The 16,226-nt window shown below is 37.4% G+C and carries 14 protein-coding genes and 1 pseudogene; 10 read left to right on the top strand and 5 right to left on the bottom strand.

Going from position 1 to position 16,226, the window contains the following annotated elements; translation table 11 throughout:
* The 4 genes and pseudogenes from AN486_RS17290 to AN486_RS17275 form a co-directional block, all read left to right on the top strand.
* Window positions 1–279, top strand: a pseudogene (locus AN486_RS17290) (IS4 family transposase); the annotation flags it as partial.
* Between the two features lie 435 nt (window positions 280–714).
* A complete protein-coding gene (locus tag AN486_RS17285; RefSeq protein WP_053539085.1) occupies window positions 715–1,914 on the top strand; it encodes a class I SAM-dependent methyltransferase in 1,200 nt (399 codons plus the stop codon).
* A gap of 71 nt (window positions 1,915–1,985) precedes the next feature.
* A complete protein-coding gene (locus AN486_RS17280; protein WP_290601777.1) occupies window positions 1,986–2,117 on the top strand; it encodes a hypothetical protein in 132 nt (43 codons plus the stop codon).
* Window positions 2,118–2,266: 149 nt separating this feature from the next.
* Complete coding sequence (locus AN486_RS17275) at window positions 2,267–3,145, top strand: NAD(P)-dependent oxidoreductase (RefSeq protein WP_015078484.1); 879 nt, start codon at window positions 2,267–2,269, stop codon at window positions 3,143–3,145.
* A gap of 47 nt (window positions 3,146–3,192) precedes the next feature.
* On the opposite strand, the gene AN486_RS17270 is transcribed toward AN486_RS17275, so the two are convergent.
* On the bottom strand, window positions 3,193–3,720 hold the full coding sequence (locus AN486_RS17270) for a single-stranded DNA-binding protein (protein ID WP_290601780.1): 528 nt from the start codon (window positions 3,718–3,720) through the stop codon (window positions 3,193–3,195).
* Between the two features lie 282 nt (window positions 3,721–4,002).
* Between AN486_RS17270 and AN486_RS17265 the strand changes: the two genes are divergently transcribed.
* Window positions 4,003–5,109 (top strand): AAA family ATPase, encoded by a 1,107-nt coding sequence (locus AN486_RS17265; protein WP_168635459.1) that lies wholly within the window; start codon window positions 4,003–4,005, stop codon window positions 5,107–5,109.
* Window positions 5,109–5,660, top strand: coding sequence for a hypothetical protein (locus tag AN486_RS17260; protein WP_168635458.1), 552 nt, complete (start codon window positions 5,109–5,111; stop codon window positions 5,658–5,660). Before AN486_RS17265 ends, AN486_RS17260 begins: the two co-directional genes overlap by 1 nt.
* Before the next feature lie 80 nt (window positions 5,661–5,740).
* On the opposite strand, the gene AN486_RS17255 is transcribed toward AN486_RS17260, so the two are convergent.
* Genes AN486_RS17255 through AN486_RS17240 form a run of 4 tightly spaced genes read right to left on the bottom strand, consistent with a single transcriptional unit; the run spans window position 5,741 to window position 9,677 of the window.
* Complete coding sequence (locus AN486_RS17255; protein WP_053539088.1) at window positions 5,741–6,490, bottom strand: DevA family ABC transporter ATP-binding protein; 750 nt, start codon at window positions 6,488–6,490, stop codon at window positions 5,741–5,743.
* 42 nt (window positions 6,491–6,532) lie between these two features.
* Window positions 6,533–7,714, bottom strand: a complete 1,182-nt coding sequence (gene devC / locus AN486_RS17250) for an ABC transporter permease DevC (RefSeq protein ID WP_168635457.1) — start codon at window positions 7,712–7,714, stop codon at window positions 6,533–6,535.
* Window positions 7,715–7,746: 32 nt separating this feature from the next.
* On the bottom strand, window positions 7,747–9,036 hold the full coding sequence (locus AN486_RS17245) for an ABC exporter membrane fusion protein (protein WP_290601778.1): 1,290 nt from the start codon (window positions 9,034–9,036) through the stop codon (window positions 7,747–7,749).
* Window positions 9,037–9,083: 47 nt separating this feature from the next.
* The gene (locus AN486_RS17240; RefSeq protein ID WP_290601776.1) at window positions 9,084–9,677 is read right to left on the bottom strand and encodes a TetR/AcrR family transcriptional regulator; all 594 of its coding nucleotides are present in this window, start codon (window positions 9,675–9,677) and stop codon (window positions 9,084–9,086) included.
* Between the two features lie 522 nt (window positions 9,678–10,199).
* Here AN486_RS17240 and AN486_RS17235 point away from each other — a divergent pair.
* From AN486_RS17235 to AN486_RS17220, 4 genes are all read left to right on the top strand, one after another.
* The gene (locus tag AN486_RS17235) at window positions 10,200–10,571 is read left to right on the top strand and encodes an AMP-binding protein (protein ID WP_290601775.1); all 372 of its coding nucleotides are present in this window, start codon (window positions 10,200–10,202) and stop codon (window positions 10,569–10,571) included.
* Window positions 10,453–13,515, top strand: a complete 3,063-nt coding sequence (locus AN486_RS17230; protein ID WP_290601774.1) for an AMP-binding protein — start codon at window positions 10,453–10,455, stop codon at window positions 13,513–13,515. The genes AN486_RS17235 and AN486_RS17230 overlap by 119 nt, the downstream gene beginning before the upstream one ends.
* Before the next feature lie 354 nt (window positions 13,516–13,869).
* Window positions 13,870–14,982 (top strand): acyl-CoA desaturase, encoded by a 1,113-nt coding sequence (locus AN486_RS17225; RefSeq protein ID WP_290601773.1) that lies wholly within the window; start codon window positions 13,870–13,872, stop codon window positions 14,980–14,982.
* A 258-nt stretch (window positions 14,983–15,240) separates the two neighbouring features.
* A complete protein-coding gene (locus AN486_RS17220; RefSeq protein WP_290601772.1) occupies window positions 15,241–16,137 on the top strand; it encodes a fatty acid desaturase in 897 nt (298 codons plus the stop codon).
* Window positions 16,138–16,226 lie beyond the last annotated feature (89 nt).

Raw genomic sequence — 16,226 nt, 5'->3', positions numbered from 1 at the left:
TTAGTATTATTGATTGTCATTGCTTATAGTTTAGCCACTATGCACGGTCAACGGATGAAAAAATTAGGTATAGAGACTTATGCCGGACGTATTCAACAACATCAGGACAAGTACCCACGTCAAAGTGATTTTAGCTTTGCTCTCTACGGACAACTATGGATTTATGGTATGGAATTATGGGCTGATTTAGCTCTGAATTTAATCAATCTCAAGCCTCATAAACGCCTCTTTTTTCAACGGGGCTTTCAGGCTCTATCCCTTATGAAACAAGCTCTTTAGCCGCCTTGTCACCCGTTAAGGGTGATGAAAGTTGTATTTGTCTGAATCAGGATAACCAGGATTAAAGGATGTACAGGATGGTAATTTTTAGATAGTTTGTTGGTGATGAAAGTTGTATTTGTCTGAATCAGGATAACCAGGATTAAAGGATGTACAGGATGGTAATTTTTAGATGGTTTATAATCATTTAAGGAAAATCATCAAAAAACATCCTAGAAATCCCCAACATCTCTACAAACCATCATTCAAAAACATCCTGTAAATCCTCAAATCCTGGACATCCTGATTCAGACAAATGCAACTTTTAATACTGATTTACCTGATTTTCTCATCCCCAAATTACCTAAATATCCTTTACTTCCAGCCACATTATTAGGAAGATTAGCAAAGGTGCGTTAGGAGTGCGAAAATATTAGGAAATATACATTGAATTTTATGGATTCCCATTCCCCACTGTGTCAAGCCATAGCCCATCGTATCATCACCAGCCCTCAAAAAAGAATTACTTTTGCCCAATACATGGATATGGTGTTATATCACCCAGAACATGGCTATTATTCTAGTGATGCCATCAAAATCGGCTTTCGCGGTAGTGATTTTTTCACATCTGCCAGTTTAGGCGCTGACTTTGGGGAATTACTAGCAAAGCAATTTTACCAAATGTGGGAGATTTTAGATCAACCTATACATTTTGATTTGGTAGAAATGGGGGCAGGACAATGTATATTAGCATCCCATATTCTCAATTATATACAGCAAGAGTACCCAGATTTTTTTGGCGCAGTCAAATATATTATTGTTGAAAAATCACAAAGTTTAAAACAAGAACAACAACAACGGTTACAAGATTTTGCTGTTGATTGGTGTAACTTGGAAGAAATTCCCTCCAAATCTATTAACGGCTGCTTCTTTTCCAATGAATTAGTAGATGCTTTTCCAGTCCACCAATTTATTTTAGCAGCAGGAGAATTGCGGGAAATTTACGTCACCCTTGCCGAATTAAACCGTGAAATCAGTGAAATCCAGATCATCCGTGATCCTCTATTTATTGAAGTAATAGGAGAACCATCAACACCACAATTAGGAGAATATTTTAAGTTAGTAGGCATTGATTTAAGCCAAAATACTTATGAAAATGGCTATCGTAGTGAAATTAATTTAGCAGCTTTGAACTGGTTGGGTATAGTGGCAGACTGCTTGGAACGGGGGTATGTGCTAACAATTGATTATGGCTACCCTGCTCATCGTTATTATAACCCCAGGCGATCGCAGGGAACTCTCCAGTGCTACTACCAGCATCGTCATCATGATAATCCTTATATCAATATTGGGCAACAAGATATCACTGCCCATGTTGACTTTACAGCCTTATCATCTTGGGGTGAACGGTGCGGACTCAAAAACATGGGTTGGACTCAGCAAGGGCTATTTTTGATGGCATTGGGAATAGGTGAAAGGTTAGCTGCACTCTCCTCTCAACAGCAACCAATATCACAGTTGCTACAACGACGGGAAGGATTACACCAACTAATTAACCCAGGAGGACTAGGCAACTTTGGCGTTTTAGTCCAAAGCCAGGGACTAACTGAACAAGAAGCATCACAACCACTCCAGGGATTAGTCGTACCAGAGTAGAGATCAAAGAGAAAGGTTAAAAATCTCTTTAACAATCCTGTATTAGCCTTGTTTGCACTAGCATAGCAGTGATGATTAAAGTCAAAAATCTGCAAAGAGGAATAATTATGACTGCTCATGATCTGTTAGTGCTAGTAACTCTACTGTCCCCCGGACTCTTACTTTCCATAATCATTATGGTGACTTTTGCCGCTGGAGGCTAGTACCGCTTCGCGGAAGTCAAAAGTTAAAAGTCAAAAGTCAAAATTAATTGGGTATGGGTAATAAATTCTTCCAATTATCCGTACCCACTGACAACTGACCACTGACCACTGACAAATAACAACTGACCACTGACAAAGGAACGTAAAACATGAAGGTGGCATTTCTGGGAACTGGATTGATGGGACTACCGATGGCTCAAAGGTTATTAGCTACCGATATAGAACTAATTGCCTATAATCGCACCCCAGAAAAATTAGAACCGTTACGGAAAGCAGGGGCGCAAATTGTGACAAAACCCCGCGAAGCCATCCGTGCTGCTGACTGTATCGTGCTAATGCTTTCTAACGCCGCAGCTATTTATCATGTACTTCTGACCGATACTTCTTGGCATACTTTATCAGGACGCAGCATCATTCAAATGGGGACGATTAATCCCTTAGAAAGCCAAGAAATCAGAGATACAGTAGTTGCGGCTGGTGGTGAATATATAGAAGCACCTGTCCTCGGTAGTATTCCCGAAGCTCAAACTGGCAAGTTAATTGTCATGGTAGGTGGAGAGGAAGAACAATATCAGCGTCATTTAAAGTTACTCCAACATTTTGGCGAAAATCCTGTATATATAGGCGCTGTGGGTTCGGCATCAAACCTCACCCTGGCGCTCAATCAACTGATTGCTTCTCTCACAACTAGCTTTGCTCTGAGTCTGGCATATATCCAGTTGCAAGGCATTGATGTTGATTTGTTTATGCAAGTTCTGCGCGAAAGTAAACTTTATGCTCCCACTTTTGATCAAAATTTGCGGCGGATGTTAGATGGCAATTACAATAACGCTAACTTACCAACAAAACAACTGATCAAAGAAATAGATTTATTTATCTCGGAAGCAAAATCCTTGGGTTTGAATCTCAACAGTATTGAAGGTGTAAGGCAAATCTTACACGCAACTATGAAAATGTCCTATCCAGAAGATGATTATTCATCCGTATTTCCAGCAATTCGGGAATGGGGTGAAGTCAGTGGAGGTTGAAAAAGAATGTAGAGACATTCCACGGAACGTCTCTACAAGGATTATGACTAAAACGGGATGTCATCTGGATCGGGTTCTGGCGTAACTCCTACAGGGGATGGAGACTGCACAGGGGCGGGTTGGTATGTCGGCTGAGGGGCTGTTACCTGGGGCATTGGGGCGGATGTGGGATAGTTTGATTCATAATTAGTAGGGCTGTAGGTTGGTGGCGCTACAGGGGTTTCATAGGCTGGTGTGGTTCTCGTGGCTGCCGGTGGTGAACTGGTATAAGTACCTTGTCCGATGGCGTGAATCTTTTGGACTGTTAATTCTGCGCGTTTTTCCTTAAATCCTTCGGGGCGATCAATTGTATTCATGCCTAAGCGCCCTTCAATAATAACGCGATCGCCCTGATGATAACTTTGGTGAATCTCTTTTGCTAAATTTCCCCAACCTACGACTTTCAAGGGATGGGAAGGATCATCTGGTTTTGCTCCCGCGACATGAACGATCATTTCTGTAACTTCTAACCCATCTGGTGTGTGACGCAGTTGGGGATTATCGTAAATTTCTGCCATCAAAATACAACTGTTCATCGTCTGCTCCTGATTTTTAATACTTTTTCTCACGGTGAATTTCACCTCACGAGAAAAGTCAACCATAATTAGTTAAAACAATGATGATACTGTTCGCATAGCGTACCGTAGGCAATCATTGTTTTTCTATCTTACACTTGACTAGAACGAGCATTATGTTTTGTCTGTATAGAACAATTGTACTATATTACGGTCTGGACTGTGATTTATATGATTAATTTAATTTATGTGATGATTGTAATGGGCATTGTATTATAGTGTTTGGTTAGGAGGAAAGATTTTATGTTAAAGCGTATTTACATTGATAATTTTGGTTGTTTGGTAAATTTTGAACTTAATGTTGATGCAATTAATCTATTTCTTGGTGGTAATGGTTCAGGTAAATCCACTGTTTTTGAAGCTTTATGGAGACTTCAATGTTTCATCCTTGGCTCTTTTAAGGTAGAAGGAATTTTTCAAAATTTTAGATCCACTCGTTGGCAAAGTTTACCAATTCAACGTTTTGAGTTAGAAATAGATGGTAATGGTGGTAATTATAAATATGAACTGGCAATTCAACATTATCCAGAATATAGTTGTGTTCAATATGAAAGATTAATGTTTAATAATCAAATTTTATTGAATTTTGAACAGGGGGAAGTGCAATCATTTAATGATGACTATATACCCGGTCCAAAATATCCATTTGATTGGTCACAATCTATATTACCTTTCTTTCTCCCAAGACAAGATAATACAAAGCTAACATGGTTCAAAAAAAGGATAGAGCGATTCATTATTGTAAAAATTGTTCCTTCTATAATTTCTTCAATCAGCGAACAAGAGCAAATATTATTAACTCCATCTATGGATAATTATGTTTCTTGGTATCGTTACATTTCACAAGATCAGGGTAAAGTAGCTGAATTAATACAAGGACTAAAACAAGTTTTAAATGGTTTTGTAAGTTTCAAATTTGAACACTATGGAGATAAATCTGCAATTCTCAAATTAAGATTTGCCCATGATTCAGATCGAAAAAATATTATTGAATATGGTTTTAATGAATTATCTGATGGTCAAAGAGTTGTAATTGCTCTATATACTCTTTTATATTGTACTCAATCAGAAGATTATACTTTATGTATAGATGAACCAGAAAACTTTTTAGCACTTCCAGAAATTCAACCTTGGCTACTTCAACTGTATGATTTTTGTGATGAAGGAAAGTTACAAGCCTTACTAATTTCACATCATCCCGAATGTATTAATTATCTTTTAGCGTCACCAATAGGTTACTGGTTTGAACGTCAAAGTAATGCACCTGTAAGAGTGAGAAAAATCAGTAATGAAGAAGCTGATGATTCAGGATTAAAGATTTCAGAACTGATTGCGCGGGGATGGTTATAATGAGCCAGCGGAGAGTGCAGATTGTCATTTTGTGTGAGGATAGACAACAAGAAGTTTTTGCTCGTCATTTCCTCAAAAAAAGAGGATTTACTGGAAATATTAAACCTAAAATCTGTCTAGAAGGAGCAGGTGAGCAGTTCGTTAGAGATAATTATCCTAAAGAAGTCAAAGCATATCGTAGCAAAAATTATCTTTCAGGAATGCTCATTGTTTTAATTGATGCAGATAAAAAAACAGTCGAAGAAAGACTAAAGCAATTAGATGATGCACTTATAGAAAATTCACAACAACTTCGTCAACCTAGTGAAGCCATAGCAATTTTTGTTCCTAAAAGAAATATTGAAACTTGGATATATTATTTACAAGGTACAAATGTTGATGAACAAGCTGAAAAGCCATATCCAAAATTCGACAAAAATGAGTCTATTTGCAAACCCTATGTTGAGCAATTAGTCAACCAGTGTTCTCAAGGTAATTTGGATGAGAATGCACCACCTTCTTTAAAAGCTGCTTGTGGAGAATTACAGAGAATTTTGCCATTAATTGGATAAGTTATCAATTCTCATTTGTTGCAAGTTTATTGATTCAATATTGAAATTGCGACTGTGTTATTATTCATTATAAATAAGTGTCAATTTACTTTGACTCCCATATCTATTCCATCACTTTTTAATTGTCCATCTTCCATGTAAATAATCCGATCAGCTATATCCAGAATGCGGTTATCATGGGTGACTAATAAGATAGTACAGTTTTGTTCTTTGGCTAACATTTGCATTAATTCCACCACATCACGTCCCGATTGTTTATCTAATGAAGCTGTCGGTTCGTCTGCTAAGACTATTTTGGGATGACTAACTAAAGCGCGGGCGATCGCTACCCGTTGTTTTTGTCCACCGGATAAATTCTCTGGATAGTAATTAACCCGTTCTCCTAAACCGACGTGTTCTAACATTGCTGTAGCTTTAGCATTAATATCGCCATTGAGATGATGTTCATGTAACTCCAAAGACATCCGCACATTTTCTTTGGCTGTTAAAAAACTCATCAAATTATGTGCTTGAAAAATATAACCAATTTGGCGACGTAATTTAGTTAATTGCCCTTTTTTTGCACCAGACATTTCCTGTCCTAATATTTGCAAACTACCATTTTGGGCAGAACGTAAACCCCCCATTAATGATAATAGGGTAGTTTTGCCTGAACCCGAAGGACCAGTCATAATCACAATTTCTCCCGCCTTAATCTCTAAATTAATATCAACTAAGACTTGTTTTTGTAGCGCACCTTTACCAAAATAATGATTGAGATTACTAACAGAAATAACTGTTTCTGAACTAGAAATAACTTCAGAAGCAATAGTTGTAACTTCCAATGACATAGTTCCTTCCCTTTGCGCCTTTGCGCCTTTGCGTGAGTCAGTTTAAAAAATATCCGCCGGATCAGCAGAACGGAGTTTTCGCATCGCTATTGCGCCAGAAACAGTACACATAATTACTGTTAAGAAAAAAACATTAATTGCCCGATCTACCTTCATATATATTGGTAAAAGAGTTGCGGCAAATGTAACTTGATATAACCCAAAAGATAGGAAAAATGCAGGTAAATAACCCAATGCAGCTAAAAACAATGCTTCTTGTAATAAAACTCGCAATAGATAATTATCAGTGTAACCCATTGCTTTGAGAGTAGCGTATTCTGGTAAATGATCAGAAACATCAGAATATAGCACTTGATAAACAATGACAATACCAACAATAAAACCGACTATTACACCCAAACTAAAAATAAACCCAATCCCTGTCCCATTAGCCCAATAAGTTTTTTCTTTTTGGGCAAATGTTTCGGGAGTACCAACTTCAACAAAGGGATTTTTAGGATCTGGATTTAGTCCTATTTGTAGTTGTGCTTTGACTTTTTCAAGATCAGCATCGGGTTGAAGAGTAATTAACCCAACTTCAATTTGATCAGCTTTGCGAGTAGGAAATAATTGTAAAAACGTAGAATCACTAGTGACGACATTACCATCAGCAGCAAAGGAAGCACCATTTTGGAATAAACCCTTAACACTGACATTTTTGCCGCTTAATTCGGCGTTAAACTTCCCAGTTGCTCGAAAAGTACTGCCAATTTCTCCATATTCTGGACGACCAGCTTCATCAAATATAACTTGATTCAATTGTTTAAGATCATCTTTCTTTGCTTGCAGTTCAGGAAACTTTAAACCAGGTGCAGATGGATCTAGACCCCAAACTAAGATAGATCGATCTATTTTAGTTTGAGGATTGCGCCATTGTCCGGTACTAATGTAAATAGAACTGACTGATTTTACACCGTTGTAACTTAATGCTTGATAAAGTCTTTCTCTAGAAAAGCTTTTGACTGAAAATAGGGTTTGAAATTGAGGATTTGTTACTACTAAATCTGCTTGTAAATTGCGATGAGGTTGAATAGCAGAATCAAATAATGCACTTTCAAAACCCATCTGAATAAATATCAGCATATCTGCGAAGGTAATTCCCGCAACTGCAACCACTAGCCGGGTTTTTTCCTTCATTAATTGTCGCCAAGCTAGGGGCGTTTTCCGAAAGATTTTATTAATCATGAGTTTTTTTATGCATCTTGATGAGAAATTAATTACAATTTAATTGCTGTTTGCACTTGTAAATTAGTTAAGCCGGAAACTTTTTTACTATCTTCAGGATTGAGGAGAATTTTTACTTCGACAATGCGACTGTCTAAATTTTCTCCTGGTTGATCACCAAAAATATTTTGGCGTTTGACTTGTAAACCAATTTGCTGGACTGTACCTTGTAATTCTCCTGTAAATCCTTGACTGGTAATTATGGCTTTTTGTCCTAATTTTATCTTACTAATATCAGTTTGATAAACTTCTGCTACTGCCATCATTGCGTTAGTTTGGGCAAAGTCAGCAATCCCTTCATCACCAATTTTTTCACCGACGCGAGTATGAATTTTGATAATTTGTCCCGTCATAGGGGCGCGAATATAAGCTGCTTCTAGTTCAGTTTTTGCCCTGTTTAGATTAGCGATCGCACTTTCAATTTCTGTTTGTGCTAACTGCACATCTACAGGACGAACTTCAGCAATACTATTGAGTTTACCTTGAGATTCATTAATTTGTTTATTACTAGTAGCATTAATCCGATTGAGAGCAACTTTAGCTTCTGCTAATTGTTTATTGGCTGTAGTATTAATGCGGTTGAGAATAGCTTGAGATTCACTTAATGTCTGTTTAGCAGTTTCTACATTTAAACGTTTACCATCAATTACAGAATTAGAAATTGCCCCTTCAGAAAATAACTTTTCATAGCGTTTATATTCTGATTCGGCATTTTTGAGTTCTGCGGTTAGTTTATTAATAGTTGCTGTTTGGGCAATTCTATCACCTTCCCATTGGGCTGATATGCGGGCAATATTTTCCTGTTGGGATTGTTGATCTCCTGCATATTGTGCCTTAATTCTCTCCACAATTGCTGACTGTTCTTGAATTTCTCCTGATTTAGCCCCAGCTTTAATTTGTGCGAGTTTAGCTTTAGCAACTTTCACTTGTTGCTGGGATTGAATCACAGATTTTTTTAATAGATCACGGGATTGTAAAATAGCAATTACTTGTCCGATTTTAACATTATCACCTTCTTTAACTAATAGTTCAGAAATGCGATCGCCATCTAATGCTAAAGGTGCAGATAATTTAATTATTTCCGTTTTCGGTTCTAGTCTTCCTAAAGCAGTAACTATTTGCGGAATAGGGACAATAGGTTTGGATTCAGTTACAGAAGATTTTTCCATTTTTCCAAAGTTAGAAATCCCATAAATAGCAATTCCTCCTGTTATCGCAGTGGCCGCAATTATTAAAGCAATTAACCCTTGATTTTTAGGTTTAAACAACTGTTTATAACTCATCATAACTCCCAAAGTGATAAAACAAATTTTTCTACATTTATTGACGCTTAACTACTAACCTTAAAGTCGGTTTTTTGTCGTAAATAGGCTACAATCATCTCTCCTAAAAGCTGACACTGTTCAGGAAAATCAATGTTCTCATTACCCCACAATTTCTCTAAAACCACACCATTCACAAAACTCAAAACAAAAGATGCTAATACTACATCTGGAACACCTAATAAATCACAGGCTAACTGCTGACATCGTTGATTAGCCCGTTTAAAAACAGTGCTATTGGTTAGCATTATTTTTGAGTCTTGATGTTGGCAAAAATCAACCCACAAATAAGTCCATTTAATTAGGTAATCCTCATTTTTAACAAGATATTGACCTAAAGCTTCCATCAATTCTAATAAGTTATTTTTTTCTCCAAATTCTGTTAAAGCTGTAATGATATCCTGCTGACTAATTTCTTCCACCAATTGCTCAAACAAAGCTTGTTTGTTGGGAAAATAATGATATAGCGTACCTGTGGAAACCTTTAAACTCGCAGAAATCTGCCGCATAGTAATCGCTGCATAGCCTTTTTCAGCAAACAAATCAAAACATTGATTGAGTAATTCTTTACGGTATTGTTCATGATTAACAATTTTCGGCATAACAGCTATCGTCTCTATATCGAACGCTCGTTATATTAAATAATATAATAAACCTAAAGTGTTTGTCAAGATATCTTTACAAATTCAGATATCCTAATTCAATAGGATTTACGCATTGACAAGCTCAACCATGAGGTATGGGTTTCGGGCATTTCAACGTGATTTTGTGATGCTTTTTGAGCGAACTGCTTGCAGCAGCACTTCGCTATCACTATTGATCGGAAGTTAATCGCTAAAAACCTGAAATGAAGGATTTTAGTTTATGCACATTATAGTGAACCTTTACAGTAGTTAAGTCATATATAATGATAGGTTAAGTAATACATAGATATCTATGATAATAATATCATATTCAAATACACCCGTTGTATACAAATAATTTGAGCTAATGCTATGCTACAACCGAATGCAAATGACTATAATCTCTTACTAATTGTGAAAAAATCACACTGTAGTGTCTGAAAATCTCAAATTTATTGTTCATGATTTTTGTTGATACATAAGTCATAGGGTTTTACTTAGATGATAGAATTTAAAGCCTTGAATACATTAGATCAGTTACTTACCTACCGAGCTAAGGTACAACCTAACCGTAGGGCTTATACAATGCTCGATATTAACGGTGCAGAAGATAGTTATATTACCTACGGGGATATGTATTCCCAGGTGATTAATATAGCTCAAAGATTATTGTCTGAAGGACTACAATCACGTAATGCGATTTTACTTTATCCACCAGGAATTGAATTTATAGTTGCATTCTTCGGTTGCCTTTATGCTGGGGTTCTTACCTGCACCTATCCATATCCCAAAACGCAATCGTTCCAACAAGAAGATTGCAGATATTGTTTCTGCCACAGAAGCCTCAGCAATACTACTTCTTGGCAAGGATGAACAAGCTTTTCGGGATACTTTGAGTAAGGAAGAAAACTGGCCAAAGGATCTGATTTATGTACCAACAGACATGATTGTTGAGCCGGCAAACTCTCAGAACTTACCTTTACCGGAGATCAATGGATCAGCGATCGCATTCTTGCAGTTTACTTCTGGTTCGACCTCACTGCCAAAAGGCGTGATGATCAGCCATGCCAATTGTCTCAACAACCTAGAGATGATTGTGGCAATGAGTCAGGCAAATTCTGATTCTACCTTTGTATCTTGGCTGCCACACTATCATGATCTTGGTTTAGTCGCCCATCTGTTGTGTAGCCTCTACAGTGGCGGTCATTGTGTCCTACTTGCGCCATCAACTTTCGCTTCCCAACCAATACAGTGGCTACGTGCCATCACTAAATACCGGGCAGGATATACAGGCGCACCAAATTTCGCCTATCAACTATGTGTTGATAAAATCCAGCCCAGCGATCAACAGACACTGGATCTATCTTCCCTGCGGATGGCAATTAATGCTGCTGAACCCATCAATCCACAAACTATATGGGACTTTTCAGAAAAGTTTGCCGTTAACGGATTCAAGCCACAGATGTTCCTCGCAGCTTATGGTATGGCTGAAGCTACAGTCTACATATCTTCTGGATATGTTGATAAAGATCCAGTTTTTAAAGCTGTTGACTGGATGACATTGGGTCAGCACAACATAGCTCAAGAGCCAACCGACAAAAGTAAGGAAAAGGTTTTTGTTGGCTGTGGCTTCCCTTGGGTAGACCAAAAAATTTATATCATCGATCCTCATAAAAATTGCGTATTGCCCCCAAATCATGTTGGGGAAATCTGGAGTACAGGCTCTAACATAATGGCTGGTTATTACAACCATCCAGAAGCCACAGCAAAAACTCTTGTTTCTTTGCCAGATGATGATCAGACTTACCTCCGTACCGGTGACTTGGGTTTTATTGATGAGAAGGGCGAACTATACATTACAGGCCGAATGAAAGACATCATTATCATCAATGGTGTGAATTACTATCCCCAAGACATTGAGATTTGTGTTCAAGAAACACATCCTGATATTCGCTCCGGTTCTGTTGCGGCCTTCAGTGTTCCCGGTCAGACTGGAGAGGATTTGGTGATTTTCGCCGAATTGACAAAAACTGGTGTCATCAATCTACGGCGATCTGGTTATTTGGAAGAACTGGTAGAAGCTATTTCTGTCGCGGTGGGAGAGAACTTCGAGATCCAATTACGCCAAATCGTGTTTTTAGGATATATGCAACTCCCGAAAACATCTAGTGGCAAAATTCGTAGACAACAGTGTAAGCAAGAGTTTCTTCAAGGCTGTACCGATGCTTTAGCTAAATGGCCTCAAGACAAATCTACAAATCAATCCCCAGGAGAAATTAGTATGTTGAACATTGAAAAGACCTTTGAACGCATAACTTCTATGGGCCCAATGCACCTGAAAGTCTTTACCAGTCTCATCCAGATTCTGACTAAGAAATATGAAGTGCGGATGGTTGATTTCGATGTAGAGAAGTCTATCTTCTTCTATGGGATTGACTCTTTGAAAATCATTGAGATTCATAGCATATTGGAAGCAGAACTGGGTTGTCAAATTCCTACAGAAGCTTTTTTCTACGCCAATACTTTCTTGGGGATGATTGACGATATAGCTGGTGTTATCTCTAATGAAGACTCGTTGAAAGTGAGACTTACCCATAGTCAACCTCTTAATCTGGAGATAGAAAATGCTTTAGAATATCTTCTCCGTAATCGTGACCACAAAGCTGATCTCAGCCAGAAAACTCAAACCAAAACTTGCTTACTAACTGGAGCATCTGGGTTTGTCGGTACTTATTTCTTGAAAGAACTCCTTGACACTACCGATCTGAATATTGCTTGTTTAGTTCGAGCGGCCAATGAGGAAGCAGGTCTTCAACGAATCAAGAAAACCGCGCAAAAGTTTGATGTCAAGCTGCTACAAGGATGGGAAAATCGTGTACGGATCATCATCGGTGATATGTCTAAAAAGCGGTTTGGACTAGAAGAAGATCGCTATGATGAATTGGCAAAAAATATTGACAGCGTATATCATGTAGCGGCTGTGGATAACTTCTATCTTCCCTACGACATCATCAAGAACACAAATGTTGTTGGTACGATTGAAGTCGCAGATTTCGCATTATCTGGAAAGGTCAAGCCTCTTTATAATGTGTCGAGTTGCGCTACATCCTTGTTAGAAAACTGCGCTGAAAATCCCACCCCTATTGGTTTGGTGAATGGATATGCACAAACCAAGTATGTGACAGAGCAAATCGTCTTGCGTCTAGTAGAACAGGGATATCCTTGGGTTAACTATCGGTTGGGATATCTATATACTTTGCGGGTCGCAAATATTGAGAAAAATACCCCATTGAATAAGCTATTTACCTTGATAGAAAAGGCTTATGAAAATATTGACGATGACTTTTTTATTGATGAAGATGCCTTTGAAAATTTCCTCTGTGCAATTTATCATATAGGCTGCATACCTGATATGGATGCTGATTTCGATTTGATGTCAGTTGAATATGCTGCCAAGGCAATTATTTCTACATCTTTACTACCTACCAATGAGAGAAAACACAACTACACTTTCTATAACCCACATCCACTCAATTGGTCTGATGTAATTAGCTATTTTGACAAATTGGATAAGCACATTGAGCTTGTGCCACTCAGAAGTTTCGTTGACAAGTATGAAGAATATGTTCGTTATACGAACAAAAAGGGCATGAAACTATTGAAATCAGTGGTATCACCTGAGTTAGAAAACCAATTTAATACGATGTTCAGAAATATCAATACAGACCAGGTTGATACTTATTTACACTGGTGTCCACCATGTGATAAGCAGTTTACTCATCAATATATAGAATTTGTGCTGAGTAGTGCTGAATAAGTAATTGCGCGAACTTGTGTCAAATCTATAGCCATTCCCATTCAAGTCAGGTACAAGCAGTAACAATTGAACGCAGATGGACGCAGCAGATAAACACAGATAATTTTGTACTTCATTAGACTGGGAAACGCTATAAGTGAAACCCAAGCCTTTTGTGGGCAACCTAGTAGTCTGTCAAAGATATTTTGACGGATAATGTCCGAAAAAAAGTTCTATTCTTCCCCTACTCCCCTGCTCTCCTGCTCCTCTTCTTCCCTGCTTGCCTTCATCCGTCATTTTTGGATTGACAGACTACTAATTTTCCCTATTCCCTTTTATCCAAAAACCGTTGTTAAATCACAAAGGAGCTATTTTATGACACAAACAGTATTTCCACCCTTAACGATGGAATCAATTAGAAAGCTAAAATTTGCTCAAAATACAGAGTTTCGAGCCGCGTTAAACAGACGAGTTGAAGATTTTTTTAAAACCACTGGACGAAAAAAACGAGACTGTCCCCAGATGTATTTAAAAACAGTTATCATACTTGTCAGTCTTGTAGTTTCCTATCTGTCTTTGGTTTTCTTTGCACAACAATGGTGGCAGGCTCTAATTTTATCCATTGTCGTTGGAATAGCCGTGTCAGAAGTTGGTTTCAACATTCAGCACGATGGTTCTCATAATGCTTATTCAGACATACCTTGGGTAAATAAAATGATGGCCATGTCGATTGACTTAATAGGTTTAAGTTCCTATTATTGGAAGATAGGACATAATGTGCTTCATCATCAATATGTCAATCTGACAGGATATGACCAAGACATAGATTTAGGAATTTTAGCTCGGAAAACTCCTTCTCAGCAGTGGTTTCCCCATCATCGTTGGCAACATTATTACCTTTGGTTTGTTTATGGTTTATATACAGTAGAATGGTCTTGGATTAATGATTTTGAAAATTTATTTCGTGGGAAATTTTACCATATTGACTATCCTAGACCCAAAGGTATTGAGCTAGTAATCTTTTTGAGCGGTAAAGCAGTATTTTTCACTCTTGCTATTGGCATTCCTTTGATATTTCATTCTTTTTGGAATGTTTTATTGTGCTGTTTACTGGTACAATTTGCTTGTGGTACATTCACATTGTGTGATGCACTTGCACACGGATTTGAAGAACTAACATTTACTAAGCTTCCAGAAGAATCTAGTATGGTGGAAAGTGAATGGGCTGTTCATCAAATTGAAAATACTATAAACTTTGCGAACCATAATAATTTCGTGACTTGGTTTACGGGTGGACTTAATTTTCAGATTGAACATCATCTGTTCCCCAATATTTGCCATGTAAATTATCCTCTAATTGCTCCATTAGTTGAGGAAACCTGTAATGAATTTGGGATTAAGTATCAAAAGTATGAATCCGTTGGGGATGCTCTCTTATCTCATTTTCGATTACTGCGTCGTCTTGGTAAATCAAGTTCAACTCTTTAATTTACTTGGCTAGGTTGGCTTTCTTCTATTATACCAAATCTGGTTACCATAGGCTGATTATAAAGTGAGGCAACTAGGCATTACTAAAGAATCTATAATCAGCTTTTCGTTCATTGGATGTTTAAAGTAGACTAAAATTATGGTCGAAATAATCCTTGTAATAGAAGTTAGGTGAAAATCAAGCCCTTTGTGGGCGACCTAGTTTTCCCTATTCCTTTTTATCCAAAAACCGTTGTAAAATCACAAAGGAGGTATTTTATGACCAAGAGTAAACCAATTGACTTTGTTGAGCGTAATAATATCAAGTCGTTTTTAGCATTACTAAGAGACTGGATGGCAATTTTCTTAATTGCTGCGTTTAGTATTTGGGCAAATAATATCTTTATTTATCTGGTCGCTGTTTGGTTAATAGGAATTTTTCAATTTGCCATAGGAGAAGCATTGGGACATGAAGCAGCTCACAATAATCTATTTACCGAACAATCATGGAATGAAAAACTAGAATTTCTATATAGTTTTCCATTTTTGAGGACAATTTCTTCTTATCGAGAGCATCACTTTCCGCATCATAAATACTTATTCTCTGATGGGGATTATATACCCGAAGATTATGAGTTTCTGGGATTAAATAAACCGGATAAGAATGTATTTATGATATTGTTTATTAAACCTTTTCTGGGTTTTTCTGTGTATTACTTCTTCCTAGAAGTCATTTTGTATCCCTGGCTCCAAGATTCATTCAAATTGAGTTCACTCATTAATGGTATAAAACGTAGTTACAAACTTTATTTATTCTGGTTAACGGTTATTCTAAGTTTCAGTTTGTCAGGACATTTAGACATTTTACTCCTTTACTGGTTTGTGCCTTTATTCTGGTGTTTTTCTTTTTTATCACTTTTCTCTGAAGTGCAAGAACATTTTAATACTCTCTCAGGTTCGAGATCGAATGTGAATCCTGTTATTAATTTTGTCTTTCATAATGCAGGTCATCATTATGTTCATCACTTGTATCCCCCTATTCCTTGGTATAAATTACCAGAAGCACATCAGGCTTTATGTGCAGATAATCCAGATATTTCACACGGAATTATCGATACATATAGACAATTTGTACGCAACAATCAAGATACAAAATCAGCCCAAATCATAATCTGAATAAGTCAGCAATAATTTTGATTTTGTTAGGACTTACAAATGTAGGGGCAATTCATGAATTGCCCCTACGGTAAATCAAGGCTTTCACG

The sequence above is a fragment of the Anabaena sp. AL93 genome (assembly GCF_001672085.1).
Lineage (GTDB): Bacteria > Cyanobacteriota > Cyanobacteriia > Cyanobacteriales > Nostocaceae > Dolichospermum > Dolichospermum heterosporum.
This window is presented reverse-complemented; position numbering and strand designations above follow the sequence as displayed.

Coding starts and splice junctions, on each gene's coding strand:
- AN486_RS17285 (WP_053539085.1), top strand. CDS start 715: ATGGATTCCCATTCCCCACTGTGTCAAGCCATAGCCCATCGTATCATC.
- AN486_RS17280 (WP_290601777.1), top strand. CDS start 1,986: ATGATTAAAGTCAAAAATCTGCAAAGAGGAATAATTATGACTGCTCAT.
- AN486_RS17275 (WP_015078484.1), top strand. CDS start 2,267: ATGAAGGTGGCATTTCTGGGAACTGGATTGATGGGACTACCGATGGCT.
- AN486_RS17270 (WP_290601780.1), bottom strand. CDS start 3,720: ATGAACAGTTGTATTTTGATGGCAGAAATTTACGATAATCCCCAACTG.
- AN486_RS17265 (WP_168635459.1), top strand. CDS start 4,003: ATGTTAAAGCGTATTTACATTGATAATTTTGGTTGTTTGGTAAATTTT.
- AN486_RS17260 (WP_168635458.1), top strand. CDS start 5,109: ATGAGCCAGCGGAGAGTGCAGATTGTCATTTTGTGTGAGGATAGACAA.
- AN486_RS17255 (WP_053539088.1), bottom strand. CDS start 6,490: ATGTCATTGGAAGTTACAACTATTGCTTCTGAAGTTATTTCTAGTTCA.
- devC (WP_168635457.1), bottom strand. CDS start 7,714: ATGATTAATAAAATCTTTCGGAAAACGCCCCTAGCTTGGCGACAATTA.
- AN486_RS17245 (WP_290601778.1), bottom strand. CDS start 9,036: ATGAGTTATAAACAGTTGTTTAAACCTAAAAATCAAGGGTTAATTGCT.
- AN486_RS17240 (WP_290601776.1), bottom strand. CDS start 9,677: ATGCCGAAAATTGTTAATCATGAACAATACCGTAAAGAATTACTCAAT.
- AN486_RS17235 (WP_290601775.1), top strand. CDS start 10,200: ATGATAGAATTTAAAGCCTTGAATACATTAGATCAGTTACTTACCTAC.
- AN486_RS17230 (WP_290601774.1), top strand. CDS start 10,453: ATGCTGGGGTTCTTACCTGCACCTATCCATATCCCAAAACGCAATCGT.
- AN486_RS17225 (WP_290601773.1), top strand. CDS start 13,870: ATGACACAAACAGTATTTCCACCCTTAACGATGGAATCAATTAGAAAG.
- AN486_RS17220 (WP_290601772.1), top strand. CDS start 15,241: ATGACCAAGAGTAAACCAATTGACTTTGTTGAGCGTAATAATATCAAG.